7 protein-coding genes are annotated in these 10,435 nt (G+C 34.7%); 4 read left to right on the top strand and 3 right to left on the bottom strand.

Annotation, left to right across the window (positions count from 1 at the left end; all coding sequences use genetic code 11):
- The first annotated feature begins 143 nt into the window (after positions 1-143).
- Positions 144-1,931, top strand: a complete 1,788-nt coding sequence (locus tag ACOYLT_RS08160) for an ABC transporter ATP-binding protein (protein WP_422853367.1) — start codon at positions 144-146, stop codon at positions 1,929-1,931.
- A gap of 60 nt (positions 1,932-1,991) precedes the next feature.
- Here ACOYLT_RS08160 and ACOYLT_RS08155 read toward each other — a convergent pair whose 3' ends face one another.
- The 3 genes from ACOYLT_RS08155 to ACOYLT_RS08145 form a co-directional block, all read right to left on the bottom strand.
- The gene (locus ACOYLT_RS08155) at positions 1,992-3,032 is read right to left on the bottom strand and encodes a PLP-dependent cysteine synthase family protein (RefSeq protein ID WP_422853366.1); all 1,041 of its coding nucleotides are present in this window, start codon (positions 3,030-3,032) and stop codon (positions 1,992-1,994) included.
- Between the two features lie 79 nt (positions 3,033-3,111).
- On the bottom strand, positions 3,112-5,175 hold the full coding sequence (locus tag ACOYLT_RS08150; protein WP_422853365.1) for a S9 family peptidase: 2,064 nt from the start codon (positions 5,173-5,175) through the stop codon (positions 3,112-3,114).
- Between the two features lie 112 nt (positions 5,176-5,287).
- Entirely contained in the window at positions 5,288-6,784 is a 1,497-nt protein-coding gene (locus ACOYLT_RS08145; RefSeq protein ID WP_422853364.1) for a T9SS type A sorting domain-containing protein, read from the bottom strand.
- A 330-nt stretch (positions 6,785-7,114) separates the two neighbouring features.
- Between ACOYLT_RS08145 and ACOYLT_RS08140 the strand changes: the two genes are divergently transcribed.
- From ACOYLT_RS08140 to ACOYLT_RS08130, 3 genes are all read left to right on the top strand, one after another.
- Positions 7,115-7,582 (top strand): T9SS type A sorting domain-containing protein, encoded by a 468-nt coding sequence (locus ACOYLT_RS08140; RefSeq protein WP_422853363.1) that lies wholly within the window; start codon positions 7,115-7,117, stop codon positions 7,580-7,582.
- A 2-nt stretch (positions 7,583-7,584) separates the two neighbouring features.
- Positions 7,585-8,802 (top strand): fibrobacter succinogenes major paralogous domain-containing protein, encoded by a 1,218-nt coding sequence (locus ACOYLT_RS08135; protein WP_422853362.1) that lies wholly within the window; start codon positions 7,585-7,587, stop codon positions 8,800-8,802.
- Between the two features lie 36 nt (positions 8,803-8,838).
- Positions 8,839-10,435, top strand: a 1,597-nt coding sequence (locus tag ACOYLT_RS08130) for a hypothetical protein (protein WP_422853361.1), incomplete at its 3' end; no start/stop codon positions are given.

Raw genomic sequence — 10,435 nt, 5'->3', positions numbered from 1 at the left:
TATCATACTATGGAAGAGTAGCAACATACTTTTTTGTATTGAAAAATTAAAATCTCCGATTAATTTGGAGATTTTTTGTTTTATTTAGGAACTGTTGCTCTATTAAATTGCTTGATAAACTATATTTTTGTAAAAAAAATAAAATGCCTCGATTTAAAGAAAACGACTTACCAAAAGCAAAACTAAACGCAAGCACACTAAGCAAAGCCCTTTTAATATTTAAATATGCCGATAGTCACAAATGGAAATTCTATTTGGGCTTAGTTTTTCTTTTATTTACCGGTGCAACGGCATTAGCATTTCCAAAATTATTAGGAATGCTAGTAGATTGTGTAACTAATAAAGATTTAAACAAAGCCAAAAATATTGCGCTAGGTTTGATGGGTATTTTACTGTTGCAATCCTTCTTTTCTTTTTTCAGATTGTCATTATTCATTAATTTTACCGAAAACACCTTAGCCAATATCCGATTGGCTTTATACAGTAATCTCATCAAACTACCGATGACATTTTTTGCTCAAAAACGTGTGGGCGAATTGAACAGTCGGATTAGTTCAGATATTACTCAAATTCAAGATACTTTAACTACTACAATTGCTGAATTTTTACGTCAGTTTATTTTAATTATTGGCGGCGTCATTTTTTTGGCCACCATTAGTCTTAAACTAACTTTAATGATGCTTTGCATTGTTCCTGTTGTAGCGGTAGCTGCAGTTATTTTTGGCAGATTTATTCGTAAGTTTTCTAAAAATGTGCAAGATCAAGTGGCCGAAAGCCAAGTAATTGTTGAAGAAACGTTGCAAGGAATTACTAATGTAAAAGCTTTTGCCAACGAATGGTATGAAATTGAACGCTACAAAGATAAAATTTCGGAAGTGGTAAAATTAGCCATCAAAGGGGGGAAATACCGTGGTTACTTTGCTTCATTTATTATATTTTGTTTGTTTGGTGCCATTGTAGCCGTAGTTTGGTATGGCGTAAGTTTATGTATTAATGGAGAAATTAAAGGTGTCGGTGATTTGATTTCTTTCGTTTTATATTCTACATTCATTGGAGCTTCTTTTGGTGGCATAGCCGAGTTATATGCTCAAATTCAAAAAGCAGTTGGCGCAACCGAACGCGTTTTTGAATTGTTAGAAGAAATTCCCGAAAAAATAAATGCCTCTCAAAATCATTCAACAGCAAAAATAAAAGGAAACATAACCTTTAAAAATGTACAATTTAGTTACCCATCACGACCAGAAATTCAAGTATTGAAAGAGGTTAATTTTACTGCGAATTTTGGACAAAAAATTGCTATTGTAGGACCAAGTGGTGCTGGAAAATCCACCATATCAGCTCTCCTACTCCGTTTTTATGATATTGACAATGGCCAAATTTTAATAGATGACAAAAATATTTATGACTATGATTTAGAAAATCTTCGTGGGAATATGAGTATTGTTCCACAAGATGTACTATTGTTTGGCGGAACAATTCGCGAAAATATTGCTTATGGAAAACCAAATGCATCTGAGGAAGAAATCTTAAAAGCAGCCAAACAAGCCAATGCTTTTGATTTCGTTAATGGATTTCCCGAAAAATTCGAAACATTGGTAGGAGAACGCGGCATAAAACTTTCTGGTGGTCAACGCCAACGCATCGCTATTGCTAGAGCATTATTAAAAAATCCTAGCATACTAATTCTAGATGAAGCCACTTCTTCCTTAGATAGCGAAAGCGAAAAATTGGTTCAAGAAGCTTTAGAAACTTTAATGGAAGGAAGAACAAGTATTATTATTGCCCATCGTTTAGCAACAATTAGAAAAGCCGATACCATATTAGTGTTAAATGAAGGAATAATCACTGAACAAGGAACCCATAAAGAACTATTAGCCCTAGATAATGGTATGTATAAGAACTTAAGTAATTTGCAATTCTCTGGAAGTTAAACAAAAAAATGCCAAGTAAAACTTGGCATTTTTTATAACTGTTCAGTAAAAAAACTTTTACTATTTGATAAATTCTACTTTTTGAACTTCTTCTGCATTGATGCTATCAAAGAACCCTTGTTCGTTCATCCAATCATCACTGAATACTTTGCTCATATATCGAGAACCGTGGTCTGGAAAAATAGCGATTACATTACTATTGGCATCAAACTCTCCTTGTTCTGCATATTGTTTAATGGCTTGCATAACTGCACCAGAAGTATAACCCACAAATAATCCTTCTTTCTTAACAATTTCACGAGTAGTATGAGCACTTTCCTCATCTGTTACTTTCATGAAATGATCTATAGCATCAAAATCAGTGGCTGTTGGAATCAAGTTTTTACCCAATCCTTCTATTCTGTATGGATAAATTTCATCGGCATCAAACTCTCTGGTTTCGTGGTATTTTTTTAATACAGAACCGAAAGCATCTACTCCTAAAATTCTAATGTTTGGATTTTTTTCTTTTAAGTATTTTGCAGCACCAGAAATAGTTCCTCCTGTTCCGCTACAAGCAATTAAATGTGTGATTTGACCATTGGTTTGTTCCCAAATTTCTGGTCCAGTAGATTTATAATGCGCATCAACATTCAATTGGTTAAAATATTGATTAATATAGATAGAACCTTTAGTTTCCTCATGCAAACGCTTAGCCACATTATAATAAGAACGCTCATCATCAGCAGATACGTGAGCAGGACACACATATACTTTGGCACCTAAAGTGCGTAACATATCTATTTTATCTTTAGACGACTTTGAACTTACCGCTAAAATGCAATTATAGCCTTTGATAATACTTACCATAGCCAAACTAAAACCAGTATTACCCGAAGTAGTTTCTATAATGGTATCACCTGGAGAAAGTATCCCTTGTTTTTCGGCTTCTTCAATAATATATAATGCAATTCGATCTTTGGTAGAATGCCCAGGGTTAAAAGCCTCTACCTTGGCATAAAAATTTCCTTGCAAAGATTCGGTGATTTTATTAAGCTTAATTAAAGGGGTATTTCCTATTAAGCTTAGTACATTATCGTGAGCTTTTATATTTTCTTTCATAAAATAAATCAGTCAAGGCGAAGTAAAAAGTCATTTTTACAGACTTCTAAACAATGCAAATTTAACAAAATATTTTTAACTATTTTTTTATTCCTTCTAAATCTAACAAAAAACTGTATTCTTTGGCTATTTCCTTAATAGCTTCAAACCTTCCAGAAGCACCCCCGTGTCCTGCCTCCATGTTGGTATCCAAATATAATTGATTATTATCGGTTTTCAAAATTCTCAGTTTTGCTACCCATTTTGCTGGTTCCCAATATTGTACCTGAGAATCATGCAATCCTGTAGATATATATATGTTGGGATAGTCTTGTGCTACTACATTATCATAAGGCGAATAGGATAGCATATATTCGTAATACTTTTTTGCATTTGGGTTACCCCATTCGTCATATTCTCCCGTTGTTAAAGGGATAGTTTCGTCTAACATTGTGGTCACCACATCTACAAATGGTACTTGTGCAATTACGCCATGGTATAATTCTGGCGAAATATTTACAATAGCTCCCATCAATAATCCTCCGGCTGAACCGCCTTCTGCATATAAATGGCGAGGGGAAGTATATTTTTCGGAAATTAAAAACTTTGAACAATCTATAAAATCAGTAAAAGTGTTTTTCTTTTTTAATAATTTTCCACTTTCATACCAAGGACGCCCTAAATCTTCTCCTCCGCGAATGTGAGCAATTGCAAAAATAAAACCTCGGTCTAAAAGCGATAATCTAACAGATGAAAAATGACAATCCATAGTTACGCCATAAGAACCATAAGCATATAATAATGTTGGATTTAAACCCTCTTTTTTTAATCCTTTGCTATAAATCAAAGAAATAGGCACTTTGGTTCCGTCTTTTGCTGTAGCCCAAACGCGTTCTTCTACATAATTATTTTTATCAAAAGTGCCACCAAGAACTTCGTGTTCTTTTAGAATAGTTTTTTCTTGGGTCTTCATGTTGAAATCAATAACCGAAGAAGGTGTAGCTAAGGATTGGTAACTATAACGCAAGATTTGAGTATCAAAATCGAGATTGGTTGTCGTATAAGCCATATAGGTTTCACTGCCAAAGGGTAAGTAATACTCTCCTTCTCCATCCCAAGGCATAATTCGTATTTTATTCAAACCGTCTGCTCGTTCTGACACGACTAGAAACTCTTTGAAAATATCGATATCTTCTAATAACACATCTTCTCTATGTGGAATGACATCTACCCAGTTTTCTTTTGAAGTCTTATTTTCAAGCGTTTTCATTAGCTTGAAGTTCGTCGCTTTGTCTTTATTGGTCACAATATAAAAATGATCTCCAAAATGCGACATCGAATATTCTAACCCACGGATTCTTTTCTGAAAGATGGTAAACTTGGCATCAGGTGTAGCAGACAAAACCGTTTGATATTCGGTAGTGAGCGTACTACTGGAATTGATGATGAGGTATTTCTTTGATTTTGATTTATATACCGATACATCAAACGTTTCATCTTTTTCAAAATAAACTAAAGTGTCATCTGTTGCCGAAGTTCCTAGTTTGTGTTTGTAAATTTTATCGGCACGCAAGGTTTGCTCGTCTTTGCGAGAGTAAAACAAGGTTTGGTTATCGCTTGCCCAAGTGGCACCACCAGTAGTATTTTCTAATTTTACTGGAAGTATTTCTCCCGTCATTAAATTCTTTATTTGAATGGTATATTGGCGTCTTGAAACGGTATCGGTACCAAAACTTGCCCAAACGTTGTCTTCACTAATACTCAATCCGGCTAAGTTAAAATACGTATGCCCTTTTGCCATTTCGTTACAATCAAACAAGATTTCTTCCTTTGCATGTAAACTTTCTTTTTTTCGGGAATGGATGGGATAATCTTTTCCTTTTTCAAAACGGGTGATGTAGTAATAGCCGTTATAAAAATAAGGCACCGACTCGTCATCCTCTTTGATGCGCGCTTTCATTTCCTCGAAAAGTGATTTTTGAAACGCTTTGGTGTGAGCTGTGGCTTGCTGGTAGTATTCGTTTTCTTTATTGAGATACTCTATCACTTCGGTATTTTCACGGTTGTTCAACCAGTAGTAATCATCTACACGAACATGACCATGTTTTTCCAACTGATGCGGAATTCTTTTGGCAATTGGGGGAGCACTATTTTTATTTGGCATTTAGACTTTAGCTTAAGTATAAGCAAAAATAAGGATCAAAGTGATGGAGAAAATAAATTTAACAGAAAGTTATGCACCTAAAAATTAACAGTTGCTTAACCCTTTGATTAAATTACTCTTTACTAATTTTTAAAGTTTGAGAAGTACTTTCTGTAAATAATTTCAACAAATACATCCCTTTTGAAAATCCAGTAAACGAAATCTCAGCATTTTGGGGAAGCTTATTTTCTAAAAGTAGCTTACCAGTTATGTCAATTATAGCATAGCTGATGCTCTCTGAAGAAAGTTGACTAGTAACCTTAACAAGGTCTCTTGTAGGGTTTGGGTAAATTGAAAAAACTTGTTGTGTAGGGTTATCTAAAGAAAGATTAGAAACGGCAACTGTTTTGGTCACTTCGTCCCAACTTTTGACTGTATTTTCAATATACAGTTTTACTTGATAATTTCCAGGATTAGTGTAAACATGAGTTGGATTTTGATCATTGCTATAAGTACCATCGCCAAAGTCCCACCACCAAGCTAAACTTCCTGTGCTAGTATCTGAATAGGAAACCGATAAATTGTTGGATGACCAAGTGTAATCACCAGTTGGTTTTTGTTGTTTCCACAAAAACTGAACGATCTTGTTAAGAATAATAGGCCAATAAGTGTTTCCTCCCGTTCCGTTGCTCCAAGTACCATTGCTAGTGCCATAAAACTCGTGACTTTCTCCAGGAACAAAATAGGTTTCTTTATTAGTAAAACCTAGTGCGTCTAATTTAGTGTTAATTGGATTACTTCCTTGTGTTTGTGGTAAAGAGGAATAGCCAAATGGGCTACCATTATTAAACGGCACCGTACTATCGGCTTCGCCATGCACTAAAAAAACAGGTGTATTATTATCGGGAGTAATTAAATCGGTAGAGGCCACCGCTCCCCACATTGAAACAATTGCATCGGGTTTTCCGTTAAAGGATAAATTAGTACCACTATCCAACGGACCTAAATCGGGAGCTACGTGGGTAAAAGGAAAAAAAATATTTGAATACGTATTCACTCCTGCTTCTGGAATTTCAGCAGCATCATCTACATATATAGAATGTAAAGCAATAAAGCTACCCGCACTGCTTCCGATGAAATAAATTTTATTAGGATCAATGCCATACAAAGCTGCATTGGCTCTCAAGTAGCGAACAGCAGCTCTCCCATCTTGTACTCCTCTGTAAACAGCTCTGGCAGAATGCAATGCCACATTCTCTATAAGACTAAAACCTTTGCGATAATCAATAGTAGCTGTAACATAGCCTTTAAGAGCCAAAGCATCGCAAAGTGCCATCATATCGTTTACATTTCTATTTCCTAATAAAAATCCGCCAGAATGTGCCATGATTATGGCCGGACGAAGAGCAAAACTATCTCCTGTAGGTTTAAAAATATCCATTACTAAATTCTTAGTGGTGGTACTTTCTTCCATGGTATATAATGGTCCTTGAATGAAAGGAGCCGTGCCATAGACAACATTGGGAATAGTAGTAGAAGACGAAAAAAGGTTTTGCGTATAACGATAATCTTGCGAATAACTTACTACTGAAAATATCAGTACACCAAAAAGAAGTAGTTTTTTATTCATTTTTGAAAAAATATTGTAGGCGTAAATATAAAAAAATAAGTTTAAATGTATAGAAACTAAGTAACTAACAACAGACCAGTAAAAATTTTATTAAAAACGGTTGTCGATTTGCTTCGCTTAATTTGGCTAAAGTCTTGGGTTATTTTTGTTCCGTTTTACTACACAAAAAACACTCGAACTGACGATTGCAATAATTAGAACCAACGAGTTAAAGGATTAACAGCTATTAACATTTCGTCAACTATTTGTTACTATTTTTTTTATAAGATTATTGAAAAAACATTTTTTTTAGTTATTTTTGTTAAAATTTAAATAAATATTAAAAATATTATGAAACAGTTAGCACTCTTTTTGTTAGTAACCACCATTGGCTACTCACAAACCATTTCCAAGCAAGTTATAGGCACAGCTGGAAAAACACAATCCAACAGCAATCTCAAAGTTTCCTGGACTGCTGGAGAACCAGTAGTTGGTCTAATGACTGCTGGAGGCAATCAATTAGGTAATGGCTATTATCCAGCTTTAGATTTACAAGCGCTAAGCGTTGAAGATAATGTCTTGGATGTTCAATTAAGAATTTATCCTAATCCAACATTACAATCGTTGTATGTATCACATCCTGATATGAGTTCTTTTGGAATTACCATTGTGGATTTGAATGGCAAACAGTTGTATTCAGGTACCATCAACAAAGAAGAACCTTTGGATGTTTCTAATTACACCCAAGGGATGTACATGGTAACCATTGAAAACACTTCTACCAACAAAAAGAACACGTATAAAATCATCAAAAAATAATTATGAAAAAACTATTTACCCTTTTAGTATTCGCAATTACACTTATTGCAACAGCACAAGCCCCACAGGGCTTCAACTATCAAGCAACTGTTCGAAACAGTTCAGGAGCTTTAGTTGTGAACCAAAATGTCTATTTCAAGTTTAATATTATGCTGAACACGGCAACTAGTGTTCCAGTTTTTAGTGAAACTCATTATGTACCAACTGATGATTTAGGTCAAGTAAACATAGTAATTGGAACAGGAACACCAACTACAGGGACTTTTTCTAGTATCAATTGGGGTAGTGGTAGTTACTTCTTAGGAATTGAACTCAACACAGGAACAGGATATGTAGCTATGGGAACCACACAATTGTTAAGTGTGCCTTATGCGCTTTATGCTAATAGTTCTGGTAATGCTCAGGCACCTACGCCAGATTTAGCGACTGTTTTGGCGGTTAATAATGGTGCCAATAACTCACAAATAAAGAATTTGGCCGATCCAACGGATGCTCAGGATGCGGTTACTAAAAGTTATACAGATACGTCAGACGCCCAATTACAAAACCAGATTTCTACTTTACAAGCTCAAATAATTGCATTACAAAACGCTATTGTTGCACCACTACCCAACGTAACCATTGGCACACAAATATGGAGCACTACAAATTTGGATGTAACTACCTATAGAGATGGCACGCCTATACCACAAGTAACTGACCCAGCGGCTTGGGCAGCATTAACTACTGGTGCTTGGTGTTATTATAATAACGACCCTGTAAATGGTGGAATATATGGCAAACTATACAATTGGTATGCAGTGGCAGGAATACACGATACAGACCCTTCAACGCCAAACAAGGTATTAGCTCCAATAGGATGGCATGTAGCAAGTTATGCGGAGTGGGATACTTTAAGTACCTTTTTAGGAGGGTATGCTGTTGCAGGTGGTAAAATGAAATCAACGGGAACCATCCAAGTGGGAACTGGATTATGGGAAAGTCCTAACACAGGTGCCACAAATGATGGTGGATTTAATGCACTTCCAGGTGGTTATCGCTCCAATCAAGGTGATTTTTATAATATAAATAATGAATTTTGGATATCTCTTAATACCATTCCTTATGCATTTCGAAATTTAAGATATGATCGAAGCGAAATCAATTCACCTGATTTATTCGGATATTATAATCATTTTACCGAAAAGGCTGGAGCTTCAATAAGATGTATTAAAGATTAATATTTAGGCACTATTAAGAATTCTTAATTATTTAAAATGAAAAAACTGTTCACCCTTTTAGCACTTATTTCCACAACTGCAACATTTGCTCAAGCCCCACAAGGCTTCAACTATCAAGCTACCGTAAGAAATGCAGCTGGTGATTTGATTATTAATCAAAACGTAACTTTTAAGTTCAATATCATGTTGAACACCTCAACGAGTTTACCTGTATTTAGTGAAACCCATTATGTTCCAACGGATGATTTAGGACAAGTGAATCTAACCGTGGGCACTGGAACATCCACCACTGGAACATTCTCAAGTATCAACTGGGCTAACGGCACCTATTTCCTAGGAATAGAATTGAATACAGGTTCTGGTTATGTTGCTATGGGAACAACTCAGTTGTTAAGTGTTCCTTATGCATTGTATGCTAATAGTTCTGGGAATTCTCAATCTCTTTCAAAAACATCTATTTATTTAACAGGAGACATTACGGATGCTCAAGCAGCAGCCAAAATTGCCAATGAATTTGGTTCTAACACAGAAAACATTTATATAAAGAACACTACTCAATTAACAACTGTGGATTTAAATTCTTTGGTTACAGCAGTAACTATTAAAATAGAAAACAATATTGCCTTAATAAATTTAAATTTAAATGGCTTAACAACAGTTTATAATGATATTGATGCTTACAATAATCCTTTATTAAATCTTACTTTACAGTCACTAACTGATTGTGGTGATAAAATAAATATTTATATTTTGTCAACACTAAATCTTCCAAATTTGTTAAAATGTAAACAAATTCAATTTTCACAAATCAACAATTTTACTCCACCTAGCAATCTAACAAGATGCAATTTTATATCTATTCATGAAATGCCTTATTTAACTTCCTTAAGTTTTTCCTCTTTAACCACTTGTGATTCCATGAATATCGAAAACAATCCTTATTTAACTTCCTTAAGTTTTTCCTCTTTAACCACTTGTGATAACATGAATATCCAAAACAATCATTTATTTTCATCATTGTCTTTTGCGGCACTAACTAATGTATATACTTTAAATTTAAATAGTAATGCACTTTCATCAACTAATATTAATTCACTATTAAATCAAATGTTAATAATTTTGCCATTAACGGGTAAAACTATACATTTAAATAATCAAAACCCATTGGCACCTCCATCCGGGCAAGGTGTTGTAGATAAACAAATATTGATTGATGCGGGAAATTTTGTATATACAGATGAATTTATTCCAACATTAACAACAACAGCTGTAAATTTAATAACCTCTTCAACCGCTAGTTGTGGAGGTAATATTACAGATAATGGAGGGAGTAGTATTACAGCTAGGGGTGTAGTTTGGAGTACTTCTAACAATCCAACTACCGCAAACAATATCGGAATTACTTCAAATGGTGGTGGTGAAGGAGTGTTCACGAGTAATATATTAAATTTAACACTTGCCACTACCTATTATGTAAGAGCATATGCAACAAATAATTCTGGTACTGCATATGGCAATCAAATCATATTTAGTGCTTTACCAGTATTACCAACTTTAACGACAATTCCAGTTTCTGTTACAGCTATGACTTCAGCACATTCAGGGGGAATTATTTCGAGTAATGGGGGGGGGG

Origin of the sequence: Flavobacterium sp., assembly GCF_049318185.1 — a bacterium.
GTDB lineage: Bacteria > Bacteroidota > Bacteroidia > Flavobacteriales > Flavobacteriaceae > Flavobacterium.
This window is presented reverse-complemented; position numbering and strand designations above follow the sequence as displayed.